The organism is Nocardia sp. NPDC041819, from assembly GCF_055590505.1.
Window position 1 is genome coordinate 171,700 of record NZ_JBVJAP010000003.1, and the last position, 24,826, is coordinate 196,525.

Genomic DNA, 24,826 nt, shown 5'->3' on the forward strand with positions numbered 1-24,826 from the left:
CGAGAGCGGGCCTTGCGGTGGCCGAGCGCTCCGACCGGGCGACCCGCGACGCCAGCCCCGCCACGGTCGGCGTCTCGAACACCTCGCGCACGGTCAGCGCGCACCCGAAGGCGGCGTCGACCCTGGCGACCAGCCGCATGGCCAGCAGCGAATTGCCGCCGCGGGCGAAGAAGTCGTCGTCCGCGCCGATCCGCGCCGCACCGGTCAGGTCGGCGACCAGCGTGGCGAGCACCGCCTCGGTCCCCTCCCGCGGCGCACGGAACTCCCCCGCGGAGGTGAGTTCGACGGCGGGCAGCGCCGACCGGTCGAGCTTGCCCACGGTGGTCAACGGCATCTCGTCGAGCACGACGATATGCGTGGGCACCATGTACGCGGGCAGCTGGGCGCGCGCCTCGTCGAGCACCGCCTCCGGCGTCAGGTCCGCCCCGGTGACGTAACCGATCAGGCATTCCTGTCCCGCGCTGTCGCGGGCCACGAGCACCGCCGCGTTCGTCACGCCGGTCGCGGCGGCGAGCACCGCCTCGATCTCGCCCAGCTCGATCCGCTGGCCGCGCAACTTGACCTGGAAGTCGTTGCGGCCCAGGTACACCAGATCACCGTCGCGGTTCCAGCGCACCAGGTCACCGGTCCGGTACATCGTGCGGCCGGGCACCCCGAACGGGTCGGCGACGAATCGTTCGGCGGTCAGCCCCGGGCGGGCGTGATACCCGCGCGCCAGTTGGTCGCCCGCGAGATACAGCTCTCCGGTGACGCCGATCGGCACCGGGCGCAACCGGGCGTCCAGCACGTAGGCCCTGGTGTTCCAGCACGGGCGGCCGATGGCCACGTCCCGGCCGGCTCCGGCGTCGGCGTCGGTGAACTCGTGGTAGATCGCCGAGATCGCCGCCTCGGTGGGGCCGTAGGCGTTGTGCACCGCGCCGTCGAAGCTGCCGCGCAGCGCGGCGAGCAGGTCCGGGGTGAGCGCTTCGCCGCCGCAGTGCAGGTGCCGGAACGACCGCAGCGCGTCGCCCATGCCCTCACCGAGCAGCGCGGCCAGCACCGAGGGCACGTACTCGGCGATGGTGATGCGGTGTTCGCGTAACAGGTCCGCGAAGTAGGTCAGGTCCAGGTGCCCGCCGGGGCGGGCGATCACCAGCGGCGCGCCGACGGCGATCGGCAGGAAGCATTCCCACACCGACACGTCGAAGGTCAGCGGCGCGCGTTGCAGGATGCGGTCGGAGGCGGTGACGCGGTAGCGGAATTCCAGCCACCGCAGCTGGTTCATGATCGCGCGGTGCGTGACGGCCACGCCCTTCGGCCGCCCGGTGGAGCCGGAGGTGAACAGCACGTAGGCGGTGTTGTCCGGTCGCAGCGCGGCGACGCGCTCGGCATCCGCGACCGGGCCGTCGGCGACGCCGTCGAGGTCGAGATCGGCGAGATCGAGGACGGCCATACCGTCCAGTGCGGGCAGCGTCGCGCCGCCCGCGATCAGCACCAGCCGCGGCGCGGCGCTTCCGACGATCTGCGCCAGGCGTTCGGCCGGGTGCGCCGGATCGATCGGCAGGTACGCCGCGCCCGCGCGCACGATCGCGTACATCGCCACGAGCATGTCGATCGAGCGTTCGGCGGCCAGGCCGACGATGTCCTCCGGACCCACACCCGACTCGATCAGTTTGCGAGCCAGCCGGTTCACCCGGGAGGCGAACTCGGCGTAGGTCACCGCCGCGTCCTCGAAGCGCACGCCGACGCGCTCGGGCGTGGCGACGACGCGGGCGGTGAGCAGGTCGTCCAGCGTCTCGGCGGGCAGCGCGTGCGCGGTGGCGTTGCGGTCCGACAGCAGCATGCCGCGTTCGGCCGGCGACATCAGCTCGACCGCGCCGACCGGGATGCGGGCGTCGCGCACCATCGCTCGCAGCACGCGTTCGAAGGCGGCGAGGAACCCGGCGACGGTCGGTTCGTCGAACAGGTCGAGCGCGTAGTGCAGGTGCGCGTCGATACCGTCCGGCGCGCCGTCGGCGGTGTAGCGGTCGGTGAACGTCCAGTCCAGGTCGAGCTGGATCGGCGCCGCGCCCACCTCGAGCGCGGCGATGGCCAGCCGGTGCAGCCGGAACTCCGGCGCGGCCTGGTTCTGCAAGGTCAGCGCGACCTGGTACAGCGGGGCGTGCGCCTGCGAGCGAACCGGGTTCAGCACCTCGACCAACTGCTCGAACGGCACCGCCGCGTGGTCGAAGGCGGCCAGGTCGGCCGCGCGCACGGACGCCAGCAGTTCGCCAAGGGTCGCGTCCGGGCGGACCTCGGTGCGCAGCACCAGCGTGTTGACGAACATGCCGACCAGCTCGTCCAGCGCCTCCTCGCCGCGCCCAGCGACCGGCGCGCCGATCACCACATCCGCGCCTGCGCCGTAGCGGCTCAGCAGCACGGCCAGCGCGGTGTGCAGCACCATGAACGGCGTCACCCGGTGCGCGGCGGCCAGGTCGTGGATCCGCTCGTGCAGGGCGGCGTCCAGCCGGCCGGTCAGCGCGCCGCCCCGGTTGGTGGCCACCGCCGGACGCGGCCGGTCGGACGGGAGCGTCAGCACCTCGGGCAGCCCGGCCAGCCGATCGGTCCAGTAGGCCAGCTGGCGCGACAGCACCGAGGCCGGGTCGTCGGCCGAGCCGAGCGCGGCGCGCTGCCAGATCGCGAAGTCGGCGTACTGCACCGGCAGGGAATTCGGCGCGGGCGCCATGCCCGCGCACCGTGCGACGTAAGCGTTGGCCAGGTCCCTGGTCAGTGGCGCGAAAGACCAACCGTCCGCGGCGATGTGATGCACGACGAACAGCAGGATGTGGACCTGCTGCGCGCCCGGCCGGTCGTCCTCGACGCGCAGCAGGCGGACGCGCAGCGGCACCTCGGCGGTCACATCGAAGCCGGTGCGCGCGGCGGCGGTGACGAGTTCGGGCACCTGCTGCGCGGGAACGGGCCGTGTGACCAGTTCGACCAGTCTCGTCCCGGCGGGAAGCACCAATTGGGTAGCGCCGTCGTCGTGTTCGGGATAGATCGTGCGCAGCGTCTCGTGCCGGGCGATCACGTCGGCGATCGCCGCCTCCAACGCGGGCACGTTCAGCGCACCGGTGAGGCGCAGCGCGAACGGGATGTTGTACGCGCCGCTGGCGGTGTCGAACCGATTCAGGAACCACATGCGCTGCTGGGCGATCGACAACGGGATCGGGCCGCCGCGCTCCTGCGGCGTGAGCGGCGGCAGCGCGACCGCGGCGGTCTCGACGGGACCGTCGATGGTGATCCGCCGCGCCAGCGCCCGCACCGTGGGCGCGTCGAAGATCGTGCGCACCGCCACCTCGGCGCCGGTGGCATTGCCCAGCCGCGCGGCCAGCTGGGTGGCGCTGAGGGAGTTGCCGCCGAGGGCGAAGAAGTCGTCCTCTGCACCCACCTCGGTCACCCCGAGCAGGGCTTCGAAGGTCTCGGCGACAAGCGTTTCCGCCGCGCCGGCCGGGGGCAGGAAGGTCGCGGGCGTGAGCACGGGCGCGGGCAGCGCGGATCGGTCCAGCTTCCCGGAGGCGTTCACCGGCAACCGGTCCAGCACCACGAACGCCTGCGGCACCATATAGCCGGGAAGCCGCTGGGCCACCGCGTCGCGCACCGTCGTGATCTCGACCGGTGCGTCCGTCACGAGGTAGGCGACCAGCTGCTCACCCGTGCCGCGATCGTCGCGTACCACAACGGCGGCTTGGGTCACGGCGGGCATCGCGAGCAGCGCCGACTCGATCTCCCCGAGTTCGATGCGCAGGCCGCGGAGCTTGACCTGGGAGTCGGTGCGGCCGAGGAATTCCAGCTCGCCCGCGCGGGTCCACCGCACCAGATCGCCGGTGCGGTACATCCGTTCGCCGGGCTGACCGAACGGGTCGGCGACGAACCGGTCACCGGTGCGGCCGGGACGGCCCAGATAGCCGCGCGCCAGCTGGACGCCCGCGAGATACAGTTCGCCGGGCACACCCTCCGGCACCGGCCGCAGCCGCGCGTCGAGTACGTACGTCCGGGTGTTCCAGATCGGCTTGCCCATCGGCACGGACTCGAAGTCGGTGTCGCACACCGCGTGGAAGGTCACCTCCACCGCGGCCTCGGTGGGCCCGTAGCCGTTGTGCACCCGCGCACCGGTGAGTTCGCGCATCCGGTGGGCGACACCGACCGGCAGCGCCTCACCGGAGCAGAACACCTCGCGCAGCGAAGGCGCGTCGAACTCGCCCGCGACGAAGACGGCCAGCATGGACGGCACGAAGTGCGCCGCGGTGACGCCCTCTGCACGGATGAGGCGCGCCAGGTACGCCGGGTCGCGATGCCCGTCCGGCCGCGCCAGCACCATGCGCGCGCCGACCTGCAACGGCCAGAAGAACTCCGGCACCGACACGTCGAAGGTGGCGGGCGTCTTCTGCAACAGGACATCCCCCGGCCCGAGCGCGACGTACGCCGACTGCATCCAGCGCAGCCGGTTGACGATGCCGCGATGGCTCATGGCCACGCCCTTCGGCGTTCCGGTGGAGCCGGAGGTGAACAGCACGTAGGCGGTGTTGTCCGGGCGCAGCGCAGCGCGGCGGTCGGCGTCGGTGAGCGGGGTGTCCGGGTAGCCCGACAGGTCCAGCCGATCGATCCGCGTCTCGGGCATGCCGCATTTCAGGTCCGCGTCCGCGGTCAGCACGCACACCGGCGCGGCCGTTTCGAGGATGTGCGCGGTGCGCTCGGCCGGATGGTCGGGGTCGATCGGCAGGTAGCCGCCGCCCGCCGCCACCACCGCGTACATGCCGACCACCAGGTCGACGGAACGGCGCATGCCCAGCGCCACCAGTGTTTCCGGGCCGACGCCCCGGCTGACGAGCCACCGCGCCAAGCGGTTGACCCGCCCGGCGAACTCGGCATACGTCAGTGTCGAGGAGTGGTGGTCCGACGACGAGTCGGCCGGTGTCGTCACGTCGAAGGTGATCGCCGCGGCGTCCGGTGTGCGTTCGGCTTGCGCGGCGAACAGTGCGGCGAGCGTGTCGGATTCGGGCAGCGGATGCGCGGTGGCGTTCCATTCCCGCAGCACCCGCGCTCGTTCGGCGTCCGACAACAGTTCGATGTCACCGATGCGCGCCCCTGGATCGGCCGTGGCGGCGGCGAGCATGCGCCGGAACCGATCGGCATAGGACTCGGCCGTCACGGCGTCGAACAGGTCGGTGGCGTAGCGCAGCGTGGCGGACAGGCCCGCCGATTCCGCCCGCTCCGCCACCACCAGGTGCAGATCGAACTTCGCACCGTTGTCGGGAATCTCGACCGGGCGCACCGACAGCCACGGCACCTCCATGGCCTGTCCGTCGAAGGCGGGCGCCGCGGCCTCGAAGCTGAACATCACCTGGAACAGCGGGTGCGCACCGGCGGAGCGATCCACGGCCATGGCGTCCACCAACCGCTCGAACGGCAGATCGGCATTGGCGAACGCGGCCAGGTCGGCGTCGCGAACCTCGGAGAGCAGCCCGGCGAACGACGCGTCGGCGGCGACCCGCGTGCGCAGTGCGAGGGTGTTGACGAACATGCCGACGAGGGCGTCCAGGGCCCGCTCGCCGCGCCCGCCGACGGGCGAGCCGATCACGATGTCGGCGCTGCCGCTCATCCTGGCCAAGGTGGCGGCGAAGGCCGCGTGCAGTGTCATGAACAGTGTCGCGCCGCTGCGCCGGGCGAGCGCGCGCAGGCCCGCGGCCACCTCGGGCTCGATCACGAAATCGACGGCCGCTCCCTCGTGCGACGCGACCGCGGGGCGTGGCCGATCGGCGGGGAGCGGCAGTTGCGCCGGGGCGCCGTCCAGCACGTCGCGCCAGAAGCGCAACTGCTGGTAGGCCAGGTCGCCGGGGACGTCCTCGGCGCCGAGGAGTTCCCGGTGCCAGAGGCTGTAGTCGGCGTACTGCACCGTCAGCTCGTCCCAGTCCGGCCGCAAGCCGGTCAGGCACGCGAGGTAGGCCCGGACCAGATCGGTGACCAGCGGCGCCATCGACAGGGCGTCGGCGGCGATGTGATGGACGACGAACACCAGCACGTATTCGTCGCCGGTGACGCCGCGCGCCTCGTCCACCCGGTCGACGGCCAGCAGCGCGACCCGGCACGGCAGCTCGGCGGTGACGTCGAACCCGGCGCGGACGATGCCGATCACGGCGTCGCGCACCGCGGAGCGGTCGATCGGCACCGGATGCAGGCTCAAGCCGATGTCGGCCGCGTCGAGGACAGATTGGTAGGGACCGCCGTCGGTTTCGGGGTAGGTGGTGCGCAGCGTCTCGTGCCTGGTGAGCACGTCGAGCACGGCGCGCTCCAGCGCGGCCACGTCCAGGCGGCCGGTCAGCCGCAGCACGATCGGCAGGTTGTAGACGCTGTCGACGCCGTCCTGGCTCTCGACCCGGTTGAGGAACCACAGTCGCTGCTGCGCGGGCGAGAGCGGCACCCGTTCGGGCCGCTCCCGGCGGACCAGCGCGAGCCGCTGGGCTCCCTCCGCGCCGAGCCGTCCGACGGCGGCGGCGAACCCCTCCACCGTGGGCGCGTCGAACAGCGCGCGCACCGGCACGCGCACACCCGCGGCCTCGCCCGTGCGGGCGGTGACCTGGGTGGCGTCCAGTGAGCTGCCGCCGAGGGCGAAGAAATCGTCGTCCAGCCCGACTCGCTCGACTCCCAGCACCTCCGCGAACACCGCGGCGACCAGCCGCTGCGCGGCGTCGACGGGCGGGCGGAAGCGCTCGGCGGTGAGCACCGGGGCCTGCAGTGCCGCGCGATCGAGCTTGCCGCTGGCATTCACGGGGAATTCGTCCAGCTCGACCAGGGTGGTCGGCACCATGTAAGCGGGAAGCCGCTGAGCGACAGCGGCTTTCACCGCGATGAGGTCGGCTGTCGCGCCGGGCGCCGCGATCACGTAACCCGCCAGGAAGTCACCCGCCGGTCCGGTGACCAGCCGTGCCGCGGCCTGCCCGACCTCGGGTACCGCCAGCAACGCGGTCTCGATCTCGGCGAGTTCGATGCGCTGACCGCGGAATTTCACCTGGAAGTCGGTGCGGCCCAGATAGATCAGTTCACCGTCGCCGCTCCAGCGCACCAGGTCTCCGGTGCGGTACATGCGCGCGCCCGGCACGCCGAACGGGTTCGCGACGAAACGATCGGCGGTGAGGTCGACGCGGCCGTGATAGCCGCGCGCCAGCTGCGCACCCGCCAGGTACAGCTCGCCCGGCACGCCGATCGGCGCGGGCCGCAACCGTCCGTCCAGCACGTAGACCTGCGCGTTCCACTCCGGCTCGCCGATCGGCACGTACGGTGTGTCCGCGTCGGTGACCGCGCGGTTGGTGATGGACACCGCCGCCTCGGTCGGGCCGTAGAGGTTGTGCAGGCCCGCGTCGCACACCTGCCGGAACGCCGCGACGGTGTGCGGAGGCAGCGCCTCGCCGATGACGAACACCTCGCGCAGCGAGTCCAGTTCGCCCGGTTGCGCGTGCGCGGCGAACACCGCGAGCATCGACGGCACGAAGTCGGTGAGCGTCACCTGGTGGTGGGCGATGGTTTCGGCGAGGTAGCGCGGATCGCGGTGCCCGTCCGCCGCCGCGAGCAACAAAGTGGCGCCCGCCCGCAGCGGCAGGAAGTACCCCCACAGCGAGACGTCGAAGGTGATGGCGGTCTTCTGCAAGTAGACATCGCCGGCCCGCGGACGGTACTCCGCGTGCATCCAGGCCAGCTGGTTGGCGATGGCCTGATGGCTGACCGCCACGCCTTTCGGCTTGCCGGTGGACCCGGAGGTGAAGATCACGTAGGCCGGGTGCTGCGGGTGCAGCACCGCGCGGCGTTCACGGTCGCCGATCTTGCCGGAGGGGTAGGCGGAGAGATCGAGTTCGTCCAGGTGATACACCGGCGCGGACGCGGTCTCCGCATCGAATCCGGCCGCCCGGCTGGTCAGGATCGCGTGCGGGCGCGCGGTGTCGAGGATGTGACCGATGCGTTCGGCCGGATGCGCCGGATCCACCGGGACGTACGCACCGCCCGCCCGCGCCACCGCGTACATGGCCACGACGAGCTCGATCGAGCGCGGCAGGGCCAGCACGACCAGCGCCTCCGGGCCGACGCCGATCCCGATGAGCATCCTGGCCAGCCGGTCGGCCCGGTCCGACAGCTCGGTGTAGCTCAGCCGCTCGGTACCGGCGACCAGCGCGACGGCATCCGGCGTGCGGCGTACCTGCGCGTCGAAGCCCTCGTGCAGGAAACGGTCCGGCACTCTGTGCCCGCTGGCGTTCCAGCTCGCGGTGACGTAGTCCAGTTCGCCCGCGTCGAGCAGCGGGAGATCCCCGACCGGGGCGTCCGGGTCGTCCACCGCCGCCCGCAGCAGCCGGACGAATTTCGCCGCGAACTCCCGAACGGTCGTCGCGTCGAACAAGTCGGTGGCGTAGGTGAATTCGGCGCGATATCCGTCGGCGGCGTCGGAGACCGTGAGCTGCAAATCGAATTTCGCGAAACCGGGATCGAAGTCGACCGGCTCGACGTCCAGACCGGGCATGGCCAATGCGATCGGCCCGACGTTCTGCATGAACAAGGCGACCTGGAACAGCGGGTGACGCGCGGCCGACCGCGCCGGGTTCAGCGCGTCCACCAATTGCTCGAACGGGATGTCGGCGTGCGCGAAGGCGCGCAGGTCGCGATCGGCGGTATACGCGAGGAACTCGCCGAAGCTGCGTGCGCCGTCCACTTCGGTGCGCAGCACGAGCGTGTTGACGAACATGCCGACCAGATCGTCCAGCGCGGCGTCGCCCCGGCCCGCGACCGGCGTGCCGATCGCGATGTCGGCGGTGCCCGACAGCCGGGCCAGCAGGGCCGCCAGCGCGGCGTGCAGCACCATGAACGGCGTGGCGCGAACGCGCGCCGCGACCGTCTCGACGTCGGCGCGCAGGGCGGCGTCGAGGGCGAACTCGTAGGTCGCGCCCTGATAGGAGGCCGCGGGCGGGCGCGGCCGATCCGCGGGCAGCTCCAATTGCGCGGGGAGATCTGCCAATTCGGCGCGCCAGAAGGCGAGCTGGCGCGCGGCCACGGAGTCCGGGTCGGTCTCCGCGCCGAGCACCCGCTGCTGCCAGAGCGCGTAATCGGCGTACTGCACCGGCAGGGGAGCCCATTCCGGCGCCCGACCCTCGCGCCGCGCGCCGTAGGCGGTGGTCAGGTCGCGCATCAGCGGACCGAGCGAGAAACCGTCGGCCGCGATGTGGTGGACGACGAGCACCAGCGTGTGGTCCTCGGGCCCGCAGCGCAGCAGGCGCACCCGCACCGGGATCTCCTCGGCGACGTCGAAGCCCTGCCCCGCCGCCCGGCGGATCGCCGCGACCAGCCGGTCCTCCGGCACGTCGGCGGGCGTCAGGTCGAACACCGCGTGCACCCGCCGCACCGATTGCGCCGGCCCGTCAGCGGTCTGCGGATAGACGGTGCGCAGCACTTCGTGCCTGGCCACCAGATCGGTGATCGCCGCCGACAGCGCCGAGACCTCCAGCGGGCCGCGCAGGCGCAACGCGACCGGGATGTTGTCCACGGCGGCGGCGCCCAGGTCGCGGGCCTGCTCGATGTCGGCGTCGAACCGGTTGAGGAACCACATGCGCCGCTGCGCGGGCGAGAGCGGAACGTGCTCCGGGCGCGGTCCCGCCACCAGCGGCGGGCGCGCCGGGCCGGGACGCGACAGCGCGGCCACCGCGGCCACGGTAGGGCGGTCGAAGAAGTCGCGCACGTCGACGGTGGCGCCGAGGGCCGCGGCGATCCGGGCGATGGCGCGGGTGGCGAGCAGCGAATTGCCGCCGAGCGCGAAGAAATCGTCGTCGGCGCCTACCCGTGGCAGGCCGAGCAGCTCGGCGAAGACCGCGGCCACCGCCACCTGCGCCTCGGTCTCCGGCGCCCGATAGGCCGCTGCGCCGGAACCGAATTCCGGCTCCGGCAACGCCCGGCGGTCCAGCTTCCCGTTGGCGTTCAGCGGCATAGCGTCCAGCGGGATCAACAGGGTGGGCACCATGTACTCGGGCAGCTCGCGCCGGACGTGCTCGAGCACATCGGCGGCGTCGATCGAGTCACCGACGACATAACCGACCAGATGATCACCGCTGGCCTGGCGGTGCAGCGTCACCGCCGCCTGGGCCACCGCCGGATGACGCGACAGCGCCGCCTCGACCTCGCCGAGTTCGATCCGCAGCCCGCGCAACTTCACCTGGAAGTCGCTGCGGCCCAGGTACTCCAGTTCGTCCGGGCCGCCCTCCGCGCCGGGCGCCCAGCGCACCAGGTCGCCGGTGCGGTACATCCGCTCCCCCGCCGGGCCCTCCGGGTTGGCGACGAATCGCTCGGCGGTCAGGCCCGGGCGGGCCACATAGCCGCGGGCCAGTTGCACGCCCGCCAGGTACAGCTCGCCGACGACGCCGCGTGCCACCGGGCGCAGGCTGTCGTCGAGCACCAGCAACTCCGTGTCGTCGGCCGCGACGCCGATCGGCACTCCGACCACGTCCGCGCCGGTCACCTCGTGCGCGGTCACGTCGACGGCGGCCTCGGTGGGCCCGTACAGGTTGTGCAGGGTCGCGCCGCAGATGTCGCGGAACGCCGCTGCGGTGGCGGCCGGGAGCGCCTCGCCCGAGGCGAAGACCAGCCGCAGCGAGTCCGCCGCGGCCGCGCCCGGCTCGGCGACGAAGACCGCGAGCATGGACGGCACGAAATGCGCCACCGTGACCGCGCGCTCGCCGATCACGCGCGCCAAGTAGGCCGGGTCGCGATGACCGTCCGGCTCCGCGACGACCAGCCGGGCACCGACCTGCAACGGCCAGAAGAACTCCCACACCGACACGTCGAAGGTGAACGGCGTCTTCTGCAACACCGCGTCGTCGGCGCGCAGCCGGTACATCCGCTGCCGCCAGCGCAGATTCGCCACGATCGACCGATGCGACACGGCTACGCCCTTCGGCCTGCCGGTCGAACCGGAGGTGAAGATCACGTAGGCGGTGTCGTCGGCCGACCGGGCGACCACGGGGGCGGCAGGTGCGGGCGGGCCCGCGAACTCATCGATCCGCAGCGTCTCGACCGGACGCCCGAACTCGGGTTCGTCGTGCGTAGTGGTCAGCACGAGCACCGGATCGGCGACCGCGAGCACGTAGGCGATGCGGTCGGCCGGATGATCCGGGTCGATCGGCAGGTACGCACCGCCCGCCTTCAGGATCGCGTACATGCCGACCATCAGGTCGATCGAGCGCCGGACCGCCAAGCCCACCAGCGTGTCCGGCCGGACGCCGCGTCCGATCAAGTGCTGGGCCAGCGCGTTGACCCAGCCGTCGAATTCGGCGTACGTCAGGGTGACGCCCGCGTAGTCGAGCGCGATCGCGTCCGGGGTGCGGCGTACCTGCTCCTCGAACAGGCTCACCAGCGTCTCGACCGGCGCGGCGGCGGTGGTCGTGGCATCGGGCGCGGCGGCGAGCGCGTCCTCGAGCAGTGCGTCCAGTACCGCGCCGAGCGCGCCGTCACCGGACTCCAGCAGCGCGGGCAGCCGGCCGGAGACCACCACGGGGACAAGTGCGTCCGCGCTCATGATCTCCGACAGCGCCGCGAGTTCCGCGGCCAGCGCCGCGTAGGTGACGGTGACCTCGCCGTGGCGCAGCGCCACCCGGTGCGGCTCCCGTCCGGCGACGGTCGCGATGAGGCCGGGCAGGTCGTCGATGCCGTAGGCGCGGCGGACGGCGTCTGCGTGGGTCATCAGCGGTTTCCTTCCGAATCGAGAGCCCGCGCCGAGTCGGCGAGCAGCGCCTCGGCGGTGGCGGCCAGGGTTCGCAGCAAGGCCGTCAGGCCACTGCCACCGAGTTCGGCGAGCAGGCCGGGCACCAGCCCGGCGAGCGAGACATGAATGAGGGCTTCGGGTTTGGCCGCCGCGCCCATGGCCCTGGCGACGATCGCGAGCTTCGCGTCGAGTTCGCCGAAGCGGATCCACCGATCGCCGTGCTCGAACGCTGGTGCGCCGGGCGCGGCCTGCGCCGCCCGCGCGATCAGAGCGGGCAGGTCCGTCGCGGTCGGCCTCGGCCGCCGTTCGTGCGCGGACCGGATGTCTATCGCGCGAACGGTCACCGCCGGATCCGCGGCCACCGTCTCCAGCACGCGCAGCAACCGGTCGCCGAACTCCCGCGCGGTCGGCTCGTCGAAGATGTCCGTCGCGTATCCGACGCGCAGCTCCAGACCGGCGCCGGACCGCTCCAGCACGGTGACCTGTAGATCGAATTTCGCCTCCGTCGAGGCGAGATCGACCGCCTCCACCGCGAGTCCGGGCAGCTCCACAGCGGCCTGCGGCATGTTCTGGAAGGTGAGCAGCACTTGGCACAGCGGCGCGTGCGAGCCGGAACGGGTGACGCCCAGCGCATCGACCACCTGATCGAACGGAACGTCGGCATGCGAGAGCGCCGCCAGATCGCGCCGGGTGGCCTGCCGCAGCAGTTCGCCGAAGCTCGTGCGCGGGTCGACCTCGGTGCGCAGCGCCACGGTGTTGACGAACATGCCGACCAGCTCGTCCAGTTCGCGGACGCCGCGCCCCGCCACCGGGACGCCCACCGTGAGGTCCCCCGCTCCGGACAGCTTCGCCAGCAGCACCGCGAGCGCGCTGTGCACAAGGGTGAACAGCGTGCCGCCGTGTTCGCGGGCCAATCGCTCCAGCCGGGCGGTGCGCTCGGCGTCGATCGCGCGGACGACGGTAGCGCCCCGCATGTCCCGGCGCGCCGGGCGCGGGCGGTCGGTGGGCAGGGACAGCGATTCCGGTGCCGCGGCCAATTCGGTTCGCCAGAAGGCGAGTTGGCGGGCCACCAGGCTGTCCGGATCCGCGGGATCGCCGAGCAACTCGTGCTGCCAGGCGCTGTAGTCGCGGTACCGGATCGCCGGTGGGGCCCACTCCGGCGCGTGACCATCGGATCTGGCCAGGTAGGCGCGCACCAGGTCGGCGGTCAACGGCGCGATCGAATACCCGTCCGCGCCGATGTGGTGCAGCACGACGACCAGGAGGTGTTCGTCGGCAGCGGTGGCGAACAGGGCGGCACGCACGGGCGGCGCGGCGGCGAGATCGAATCCGAGGGAGACGAATTCCGCTATGCGCGTGGTCAGTTCCGCTCGCGGCACCGGGATCGGTGTCAGGTCGACCGGCGACGCGGCCACGACCTCTTGGACCGGTCCCGCTTCGGTATCGGGGTACCTGGTGCGCAGCGTCTCGTGCCGGTCGAGCACATCGCCGACGGCCGCCGACAGCGCCGCCACGTCCAGGCCGCCGCGCAACCGCAGCGCCGCGGGGATGTGATAGGCCGAGGAGTCCGGCGTGAGCCGGTCGAGCACCCACATGCGTCGCTGCGCGGGCGCGAGCGGCACCGGCCCGGTATCGGCGCGGCGGATCAGGGCGGGCCGGGCCGCGCCGCGCTCGGTGTGCGCGAGGCGCTCGGCGAGCGCGGCCGGCGTCGGCGCGTCGAACACCGCGGCCACCGGGACGTGGCCGCCCAGTGCCGCGCCGAGCCGGGCCGCGAGCCGGGTGGCCATCAGGGAGTTGCCGCCCCTGGCGAAGAAGTCGTCGTCCACGCTCACCGTCCGCACGCCGATGACCTCGGCGAACGCGTCGGCGACCAGCCGCTCCAGCGCACCGGCCGGTGCGCGGGAAGCCGCCTCGGCGAATACCGGCTCGGGCAGCGCGGTGCGATCGATCTTGCCGTTGGCGGTGAGCGGCAGCGCCGCCAGCACGACGACGGCGGCGGGCACCATGTACCCGGGCAGCTGCGCGGCCACGGCCGTGCGCAGCGAAACGGCCGAGTCGGCGTACGACTCCGGATGCGCTTCGGGCACAGCGGCATACGCGATGAGCCGCGTACCGGCGCGTTCGTCGGCCCGCGCCACCGCGACCGCCGCGCTCACCCCGGGCTGCCGCCGCAGAGCGGCCTCCACCTCGCCGAGTTCGATGCGGAAGCCGCCGATCTGCACCTGGAAGTCGGCGCGCTCCAGGTACTCCAGCGTGCCGTCGGGACGCCTGCGCACCATGTCGCCGGTGCGGTACATCCGCTCGCCCGCCGCGGCGCCGAGTTCCACCGCGAACGGATCGGCCACGAAGCGGTCCGCGGTCAGTGCCGGACGCCGCTGGTAGCCCCGCGCCAGCTGCGCGCCCGCGAGATACAACTCGCCGGGCACGCCGATCGGCGTGGGCCGCAATCGCGCGTCCAGCACGTAGACCCGGCTGTTCCAGACGGGCGACCCGATCGGGACGGTGTGCTCCGGCGGTGTGCGCACCGGGAACGCGGTGATCGACACCGCCGCCTCGGTGGGACCGTAGAGGTTGTCCAGCGCGGTCCCGGCGCGGTGGCGGCGCAGGAAGTCCGCGGCCGTGGCGGGCGGCAGCGCCTCGCCGATGGCGAGCACACGGCGCAGGGTTTCCGGCAGCGCGGCTCCCGGCTCCACCGCCAGCAGGATGCCGATCAAGGCGGGAACGGCGTACAGCACGGTCACGCCGTGGCGACGCAGCAGCGCGCGCAGCTGGTCCGGATCGCGTTCCGCGCCGGGTGCGGTGATGATCAGGCGTCCTCCGGTGACCAGCGGAGACCAGAACTCCCACACGGACAGGTCGAAGGTCGCGGGCGTCTTCAGCAGCACGCGATCGTTTGCCCCGAGGCCGAATTCCCTGGTCATCCAGGCCAGCTGATTCACGATGGCGGCGTGCGGGATCGTCACACCTTTGGGTAGGCCCGTCGAACCGGAGGTGAAGATGACGTAGGCCGGATGCTCCGGACGCAGCGCCCGCACCCGCTCCGCGTCCATGATCGGGGTCGCGGCGAACTCGGCGAGGTCGAGCCGGTCGACTTCCATCGCCGTGCGGTTCGTTCCGGCCGGTAAGCCGTCGCGCGAGGTGGTCAGTACTACGGCGGGCGTGGCGGTGGACATGATGTGGGCGATCCGCTCGGCGGGATGGTCCGGATCGATGGGCACATACGCGGCCCCCGCGCACACCACCGCGTACATGGCGACGACCAGTTCCGGCGAACGGCGCATCGCCAGCACGACCGTCGACTCCGGACCGACACCGTGCGCGATGAGCTTGCGCGCCAATCGGTTCACCTGTTCGCCGAACTCGGCGTAGCGCAGCTCGGCTCCGGTCGTCGCGTCCACCAGCGCGACCGCCCCGGGGCTGCGCGCGATCTGCGCGGCGATCAGATCCGCCGGCGTGGCGTGCGGGACCGGCTGCCGGGTCCGGTTCCATTCGGCCAGCACCAGCGATCGGTCGGTCCCGAGCAGATCGATGTCGCCGACCGGCAGGTCCGGGCGGGCCGCGACCGTTTCCAGCACCCGGCGCAGCTGTGCGGCGAACCGGAAAGCGGTCGGCCGCTCGAACAGATCGGTGGCGTAACGGAGGGCCAGCTCGATGCCGTCGGGCGCGCCGTCGGTGTCGTAGGCGTCCACCGCGAACAGGTGCAGGTCGAATTGCGCCACGCCGCTGTCGAAGTCGAGTTCGTCGACCTCGAGGCCGGGCAGCCGCAGCTGTCCACGCTCGTGGTTCTGGAACGAGTAGCCGACCTGGAACAGCGGGTGCCGGGCGGTCGAGCGCACCGGGTTGAGCACTTCCACCAGACGCTCGAACGGCACGGTGGCGTGTTCGAGCGCCGCGAGGTCGGCGGACCGCGCCCGCGCCAGGAGTCCGGCGAACGGCTCGCCGCCGTCGACGCCGACGCGCAGCACGAGGGTGTTGACGAACATCCCGATGACGTCGTCGAGTTCGGCCGCGCCGCGTCCGGCCACCGGCGTGCCGATGGCGATGTCACCGGCACCGGACCAGCGCGCGAGCAGCACCGCGAACGCGGTGTGCACCACCATGAACAGCGTCGCGCCGTGCCGCCTGCCCAGCGCGACGAGATCCGCGTGCAGCCGCGCCCCGATCGTCAGCGGCACCTTGTCCCCGCGCAGGCTCTGCTTCGCCGGACGGGGGCGGTCGGTGGGCAGCGCCAGCTGGTCGGGCAGCCCGGCGAGGGTCTCGCTCCAGAACGCGATCTCGCGGGCCGCCACCGAATCGGGGTCGTCCTCGGCGCCGAGCAGGGCGCGTTGCCACAGCGCGTAATCGGCGTACTGCACGGCGAGTGGCGTCCACTCCGGCGCCGTGCCGTCGCGGCGCGCGGTATAGGCGAGCATCAGGTCCCGCACGAACGGCGCGATGGACGAGCCGTCGGCGGCGATGTGGTGCAGCACTCCGGCCAGCACGAATTCGCCGTGCCCAGCCGCGGGGGGCGCACCCGCCCTGACCACCCGCAGCAGCCGCATCCGCAGCGGGACCTCGGCGGTGACGTCGAAGGTCGTCTCGGCCAGCTCCCGAATGCGCAGCGGTACCGCGTCTTCCGCGACGTCGATCGGCCGTAGCACCGGGGTGGCGTCGGCGGCGTCGGCGATGAACTGCACCGGTTCGCCGTCGACCTGCGGATACCGGGTGCGCAGCGCCTCGTGCCGGGCGACCACGTCACCGAGCGCGGCCTGTAACGCGGCCACGTCCAGCCGCCCGGACAGCCGCAGGGCCACCGGAATGTTGTAGGCGGTGGAGGACGGGTCGAACCGGTTCAGGAACCACATCCGCTGCTGCGCGGGCGACAACGGCATCCGCTCCGGGCGCGGCGCCGCCAGCGGCGCGGGCCGAGTGCCGTCCATGGCCACCGTGCTCGCCACGGCGGCCAGGTCCGCGACCCGGGGAGCTTCGAACAGCGCCCGGACCCCGATCGTCCGGCCCAGCGCCGCGCCGATTCGGCTGACCGCCTTGGCGGCCAGCAGGGAGCTGCCGCCGAGCGCGAAGAAGTCGTCGTCGGCGCCCACGGGGCGTGCCGAGCCGAGCACTTCGGCGAACACCTCCGCCACGACGCGTTCGCTCGGTGTGGACGGCGGCCGGTAGACGGTCGATTCGAACCGTGGCGCGGGAAGGGCCGCGCGGTCGAGCTTCCCGTTGACGGTCAACGGGATTCGCCGCACCGGCACGATCGCGGCGGGCACCATGTGCTCCGGCAGGCGGTAGGCCACGGCTTGCCGCAGCGCGGCGGCATCGATCGAGTCGTCCGAGTCGTGCACGGCCACCACGTACGCCACGATGCGCGGTTCGTCCACCAGGTCGGCGCGCACCACCACGGCCACCTCCCGCACCGCGTCGCACGCGTCGAGCAGCGCGGCCTCGATCTCCCCCAGCTCGATACGGAAGCCGCGCAGATTCACCTGCTGGTCGGCGCGCCCGAGGTACTCCAGCTCACCGTCGGAGGTCCAGCGGGCCAGATCGCCGGAGCGGTAGGTGAGCGAGCCGTCGCCCGCGTACGGGTCCGCGACGAAACGGGCGGCGGTCAGGGCGGGACGGTGCAGGTAGCCGCGCGCCAACTGGCCGCCGGACACGTAGATCTCCCCCGGCACACCCACCGGCACGGGCCGCAACCGGTCGTCGAGCAGGCGAACGGTCAATCCGGGCAGCGCCGTACCGATCACGCTCGACGACCCGGTGTGCCGGTCGATCTCGCGATAGGACACGTGCACCGTGGTCTCGGTGATGCCGTACATGTTCACCAGGCGGGGCGCGTCCGGATAGCGGGCGAACCAACCGGCCAGGCGCTGCGGCTCCAGCGCTTCGCCGCCGAAGATCACGGTGCGCAGGGCGAATCCGGCTTCCGGTCCGGCCGCATCGGCGGCGACGAGCTGGTAGAACGCCGACGGCGTCTGGTTGAGCACGGTGACCCGCTCGGCGATCAGCAGATCCCGGAACTGCTGCGGCGAGCGCGAGGTGTAGTAGTCGACCACCACCACCGTGGCGCCGGTCGACAGCGGTCCCCACAGTTCCCACACGGAGAAGTCGAAGGCGTAGGAGTGGAACAGGGTCCACACGTCCGCGGGCCCGAAACCGAAGCGCCGCCGCGTGTTGTCCAGCAGCCGAAGCACGTTGCGGTGCGGCACCACAACACCTTTGGGCCTGCCGGTGGAGCCGGAGGTGTAGATGACGTAGGCCACGTGCGCGCGATGCAGCGGGGCGCGCCGGTCCGCGTCGGTGACCGGTGCGCCGCTGAACTCCGTGAGGTTCGGCGCGTCGACGTCGATCACCGGTCCGCCGAACCAGCCGCGCGGCAACTCGGTGGCGGCTCCGGTGATCGCGCAGATCGGGCGGGCGTCGTCGAGGACGTATTCGATCCGGTCGTCCGGGTAGGCCGGGTCGATCGGCAGGTACCCGCCGCCCGCCTTGAGCACGGCGAGCAGGGCGACCACCAGTTCCGCCGAGCGGGGCAGCGCGACGGCCACCAGCGTTTCCGGCCCGACGCCCGCGGCCGCCAGCCGCCGCGCCAACCGATTGGACCACTCGTCGAGTTCGGCGTAGGACAGCGACCGCGCACCGTCACGCACCGCGACGGCGTGCGGGTCCAGCGCGGCGGCCCACGCGAAACGCTCGGCCAGGTTGCCTGCCACATCGGCGACGTCGTCCCCGCCGACCGGCCATTCGTACAGCGCGCGGTGCTGTTCCTCGGCGCTGAGCAACTGGATGTCGCCGACGACCACCGTGGGATCGGCGGCGATGGCGGCGAGCACCTGGGTGAACCGCCTGCCGAGCACGGCGATCGCCGACGAGTCGAAAAGGTCCGTGGCGTAGCGGATCTCGACCTGCATGCCGTCGGCGCGGCCGTCCCGGTCGTTGGACTCCAGCACGGTGAACTGGAGGTCGAATTCGGCGACCGGCGCGTCGAACTCCTGCGCGCTCACCCGCAGGCCGGGCAGCTCGAACTCGGGCAGGGTGAAGTTCTGGAAGCTCAGCGCCACCTGGAACAGCGGATGACGGTTGCGCGAGCGGGTGGGCGCGAGCACTTCGACGAGGCGTTCGAACGGCACGTCGGCATGCGAGAGCGCGTCGATGTCCTGGTCGCGCACCGCGTCCAGCACGGTCTCGAAGCGGGCTCTGGAGTCGACGGCGGTCCGCAGCACCAGCGTGTTGACGAACATGCCGACGAGCCGGTCCAGCGCCGCGTCGCCGCGTCCGGCGACCGGGGTGCCGATCGCGATGTCCGAGCCGCCGGACAGGCGGGCCAGCAGCACCGCCAGCGCCGCGTGCACCGTGCTGAACAGCGTGGTCTCCCGCTTGCGCGCCAGCTCGCCCAGTTCGCTGTGCAGATCGGAGTCGATACGCAGGCGGTGTGTCGCGCCGCGATGCGACGAGACCGGCGGGCGCGGACGGTCGGTGGGCAGCTCGAGCTGTTCCGGCAAGCCGTCCAAGGCGCTGCGCCAGTAGTCGAGCTGCCGCTCGGCGTCGGCGGAATCGGCCTGCCAGAGCGTGTAGTCGGCGTACTGCACCGGCAGGGCGTCCCATGCGGGCGCGGCGGCGGCGCGACGCGCCAGGTAGGCGGTCATCAGATCCTCGGCCAGCGGTCCGAGGGAGAATCCGTCCGCGGCGATGTGGTGCAGCACCAAGGCGAGCACATACTCCCGCGCCGCGTCATCGATCGCGAACAACACTGCGCGCAAGGGTGTCTCGGTGGCCAGATCGAAAGGCGCGGCAGCCAGCTGCCGAAGCCGTTCCGGCAGTGCCGTTTCGGTCACCCACACTACCGGGACGTCAGGCGCCGCCGAAGGCAGCACCCGTTGCTCGGGCCCATCGGGGCCCTCCGGGTAGACGGTGCGCAAGGTCTCGTGCCGGGCCACCAGGTCGGCCAACGCCGTGGTCATCGCCGCGAGGTCGAGATCACCCGAGAGCCGCAGCGCGACCGGGATGTTGTCGATCGCGCCTGCTTGCCCGTCGGCGTGGAAGCGGTTGACGAACCAGATGCGCTGCTGGGCCGGGGACAGCGGAATCCGGTCCGGCCGCGGGAGCGGGCGCAGCGGTGCCCGACCGCCATCACCGCGGTGCGATTCGGCCCGCGCGGCCAGCGCGGCGACCGTCGGCGCGTCGAACAGCGCCCGCACCGGCAGTCGGGTGTCGAGCGCGGCGCCGAGCCGGGCCACCAGCCGGGCGGCGGTGAGCGAGTTGCCGCCGAGGGCGAAGAAATCGTCGTCCAGCCCTACCCGGTCGACGCCGAGCAGCTCACCGACCGTGGCGGCGACGAGTCTCTGTACCGGTGTCGCGGGCGCACGGAACCGCGCGGACTCGACCGCCGGTGCGGGCAGCGCCTTGCGGTCCAGCTTGCCGGAGGCGTTGAGCGGGAACTCGGTCAGCACGACGTATGCCGAGGGCATCATGTACGCCGGTAACCGCCGGGTGAGCGTCGCTTCGACCGCGCCGAGGTCGACTCGCGCGCAGGGCGCTTCGATCAGGTAGGCGACGAGGCGCTCACCGGTTCCGGCGTCATCGCGCACGACCACGACCGCCTGGGCGACCTCTTCCAGGCCGGTCAGCGCCTGCTCGATCTCACCCAACTCGATACGCAGACCACGCACCTTCACCTGGAAATCGGTACGACCCAGATACTCGAGTTCACCGTGCTCGGTCCACGCCACCAAGTCACCCGTGCGATACATCCGCGCACCAGGCTCCCCATACGGGTTCGCCACGAACCGATCACTCGTCAGGTCCGGTCGCGCGACATAACCGCGCGCGAGTTGAACACCCGCCAGATACAGCTCACCCGCGACACCCACCGGCACCGGACGCAACCGCGCATCCAACACGAACACCTGGGTGTTGAACACCGGCGCACCGATCGGCACCGTCTCGATGTCGGTATCGACGACCGCATGGAAAGTGACGTCGACAGCCGCTTCCGTAGGACCATACAAATTGTGCAACGCCGCACCGGTCAACTCACGCAACCGATGCGCCGGTTTCGGCGGCAACGCCTCACCCGAAGCGAACACCAACCGCAACGAATCACACCGCGCCGCAGCCACATCAGCCACGAACACCGCCAACATCGACGGCACGAAGTGAGTAACCGTCACCTTCTCGCCGCTGATGACCTCCGCGAGGTAGGCCGGATCACGGTGCCCGTCGGGCTTGGCGACGACCAAGCGCGCACCGACCTGCAACGGCCAGAAGAACTCCCACACCGACACATCGAACGTCGCAGGCGTCTTCTGCAACACCACATCAGCAGCAGTCAACCCGTACGCGGACTGCATCCACACCAAGCGGTTCACGATCGCCGCATGCGAGACCGCCACACCCTTCGGACGACCCGTCGAACCCGACGTGAAGATCACATACGCCGTATTCGACGCGGTGACCGCCCCGAGCAGGTCCGCATCGGTCAGCGGTTCATCGGCGTAGTCCTCGGTGTCGAACAGGTCGACATCAAGCACCGCCCACAGCCCACCGCCGGTGGCCGGATCGGGCAGCTCGAGCCCGTCCTCGGAGCGGGTCAGCACGCAGACCGGACGCACCGTCCGCAAGACGTCGGCGACCCGCTCGGCCGGATGCTCCGGATCGATCGGGACATAGGCTCCGCCCGCCGCGAGCACCGCGTACAGCGCCACCACGAGATCGGCCGACCGACGCATGCCCACCGCTACGGGCTTCTCCGGGCGCACGCCGACCGACACCAGCAACCTGGCCATTCGGTGCACCCGGCGCGCGAACTCGGCGTAGCTGAGCGATTCGCCATCGAACCTCAGCGCGATCGCCTCGGGCGTCCGGGCCGCCTGCGCCTCGAACAGCGACACCAGCGTCGCGGCCGGATCCACCGGGTGCCCGGTGGCGTTCCACGCGTCCAGGACGAGGGCGCGTTCGCCGGGAGTCAGCACATCGATCGTGCCGAGGCACACCCGCGGATCGGCGACCACCGCGTCGAGCACCCGGTGCAGGCGCGACGCGAACGCCTCGACGGTGGCGGAGTCGAACAGATCGGTCGCGTATTCGAACACCGCGGCGAGCCCGGAACCGTCCGCCGCTTCCGCCACGGACAGGTGCAGATCGAATTTGGCGGTGCCCGTGTCGATATCGAGTCCGGTCGCGGTTAGACCGGGCAGCTCGAGTTCGGTCCGGGCGGTGTTCTGCAAGTCGAGCATCACCTGGAACAGCGGATGCCTGGCCGCCGACCGCTCCGGCGCGAGCACCTCGACCAAGCGCTCGAACGGCGCGTCGGCGTGGGCGAAGGCGGCCAGGTCGCGATCGCGCACCGCCGCGACCAATTCGGTGAACGTCAGATCGGCCCGGACGTCGGCGCGCAGCACGACGGTGTTGACGAACATGCCGACCAGGTCGTCGAGCGCGCGGTCGCCGCGCCCGGCCACCGGGGTGCCGATCACGATGTCCCGCTGCCCGGACAGCGTGGCCAGCAGCGTGGCGAACGCGGCGTGCAGCACCATGAACAGCGAGGCGTTCGCCCCGTCCGCGATCTCGCGCAACCGGCGCTGGGTCGCGGCATCGATGGTGCAGGCGTGGCGCGCGCCACGACCCGACGCGGCGGCCGGGCGCGGTCGGTCGGTCGGCAGCGCCGACACGTCCGGCAGACCGGCCAGTTCCCGCTGCCAGAACCGGATCTGTTCGGCCAGTACCGAATCCGGGTCGTCCTCGGAGCCGAGGCTCGCCCGCTGCCACAGCGCGTAGTCGGCGTAATGGACGGGCAGTGGCGTCCAGTCGGGTGCGCCGCCCGCGCGGCGCGCATGGTAAGCGCGCATGAGATCACGGGTGAGCGGTGCGAGCGACCAGCCGTCGGCGCCGATGTGGTGCAGCGTGACGACGAGCACGTGCTCGTCGTGGCCGAGGCGCAGCAGTACCAGGCGCACCGGCGGTTCGCGATCCACCCGGAAGGGCATGGCAACCACTTCGCGAACCCGCTGCATCAGCGCCTGCTCGCCGATCGTTTCCACGACCAGCTCGACCCGCGCCTCGTCGACCGGCAGCACCAGTTGATACGGGATGCCCTCCGCCGCGGGGAAAATGGTGCGAAGCGACTCGTGCCTGGCGAGCACGTCGGCGACCGCTTCGGCCAGCGCCGTCTGCTCGAGCGCGCCGCGCAGCCGGATGGCGGCCACCAGATTGTCGGCCACCGACGCCGCGTCGAACTGGTTCAGGAACCACATGCGCTGCTGCGCGTAGGACAGTGGGACCAGCGTGGGGCGCGGCCCGGCGCCCAGCGCCCCCCGGTTACGTGCCCGGCGGCCGCCGGACAGGTGCGCGGCCAGCGCCGCGACGGTCGGATACTCGAACAGCGCGCGCACCGGCACCTCGGTGTCCAGCGCGTCCGCCAGGCGGGCCGCGATCTGCGTTGCGACCAGCGAATTCCCGCCCAGTGCGAAGAAGTCGTCGTCCGCGCCGACCGGATCGACGCTCAGCACCTGCCCGAACACCGCGGCGACGGTCCGCTCCTTCGGCGTGCCGGGCGCGCGGAAGGTCTTGGTGACCGGCGCGGGATCCGGCAGCGCCCGGCGGTCGAGCTTGCCGGAGGCGGTCAGTGGCATGGCGTCGAGCGGGACGTACGCGGTGGGCACCATGTACGAGGGCAGCACCCGGCGCAGCCGTTGCGCCAACTCCGCGGCGAGCCGTTCGGGCGCGACGGCGCCGACCACGTAGGCGGCCAGCGTCTCGCCGGACGGCTGCGCGACGATCCGCACCGCCGCGGCGCGCACGTCGTCCATGGCGAGCAGGGCGGCCTCGATCTCGCCGAGTTCGATCCGCTGGCCGCGCAGCTTCACCTGGAAGTCGCCGCGGCCCAGATACTCCAGCGCGCCGTCGCGGCGGCGACGCACCAGGTCGCCGGTCCGGTACATCCGGCTGCCCGCGGGCCCGTACGGGTCGGCGACGAAACGCTCCGCGCTCAGGTCGGCGCGGCCGTGGTAGCCGCGCGCCAGCTGTGCGCCGGACAGGTACAGCTCGCCGACCACGGCGTCCGGAACCGGTCGCAGCCGCGCGTCGAGGACCACGGCCCGGCTGCCCGGCACCGGACGCCCGATCGGCGCGGGACCGCTCGCGGCCGGGTCGACGGGGGCGTGCGTGGCGTGCACGGTGAATTCGGTGGGCCCGTAGAGGTTGTGCAGCCGCGCGGGGCTCACCGCCGCGAACGCGGCGGCGGCCTCACCGGTCATCGCCTCGCCCGCCACCAGCACGGTGCGCAGGGACGCGATCGTCTCCGGCGCCGCGGCGGCGGCGAACACCGTGAGCATGGACGGAACGAACGAGGTCATCGTGACCAGGTGCGCGGCGATGGTCGCGGCGAGGTACCGGGGGTCGCGGTGCCCGTCGTGGGCGGCGACGACCGTCCGCGCGCCACGGGTGAGCGGGGCGAACAGCTCCCACACCGAGACGTCGAAGGTGGCCGGGGTCTTGAACAGCACCACGTCGTTCGCGTCGATCCGATATTCGCCCGCGATCCACTCGATCTGGTTCACCGCCGAGTCGTGTTGCACCGCGACGCCTTTGGGACGGCCGGTCGAACCCGAGGTGAAGATGACGTACGCGACGCCGGCCGGGTGTAAGGGGGCCAGGCGGTGCGCGTCGGTGACCGGGGCGTCGGAGTAGTCCGCGAGATCCGGGGAGTCGGCGGTGATGATCGGTGTCGCCGGGCGCTCCGCGAGCGCGCACCGATCGGCGAGTTCCGCCCCCAGGCCGTCACCGGAACGCGCGAGCACGCAGACCGGGCGAGCCTCCGCGATCACCTGCGCGATCCGGGCCGCGGGCTGGTCGGGGTCCACCGGCACATACCCGCCGCCCGCGGTCAGCACCGCGTACGCGGCCACCGCGAGGTCGGCCGAACGCCGCATGCCCAGTACGACCGTCCGCTCCGGGCCGACGCCCGCGACGATCAGCCTGCGCGCCAATCGGTTGACCTCGCCCGCGAACTCCGCGTAGGTCAGCCGCCGTTCATCGTCCAGTACCGCGACCGCCTCCGGGGTGCGCCGAACCTGCGCCTCGAAGGCGGTGAGCAAG

At 72.1% G+C, this 24,826-nt stretch carries 2 protein-coding genes (both running past the window's edge); both read right to left on the bottom strand.

Features of this window, described 5'->3' with window-relative positions; genetic code table 11:
* Window positions 1-11,725, bottom strand: partial view of a non-ribosomal peptide synthase/polyketide synthase gene (locus ACZ6DL_RS12565; protein ID WP_466050716.1) — the beginning only. Its footprint begins 13,550 nt before the window's first position; the window shows 11,725 of its 25,275 coding nt (coding positions 1-11,725); it begins with the start codon at window positions 11,723-11,725; its stop codon lies beyond the left edge, outside the window.
* Window positions 11,725-24,826: the 3' portion of a non-ribosomal peptide synthase/polyketide synthase gene (locus ACZ6DL_RS12570; protein WP_466050718.1), read on the bottom strand. It continues 4,706 nt past the right edge of the window; only the last 13,102 of its 17,808 coding nucleotides appear in the window; its start codon lies beyond the right edge, outside the window — the gene reads right to left on this strand; it ends in the stop codon at window positions 11,725-11,727. The genes ACZ6DL_RS12565 and ACZ6DL_RS12570 overlap by 1 nt, the downstream gene beginning before the upstream one ends.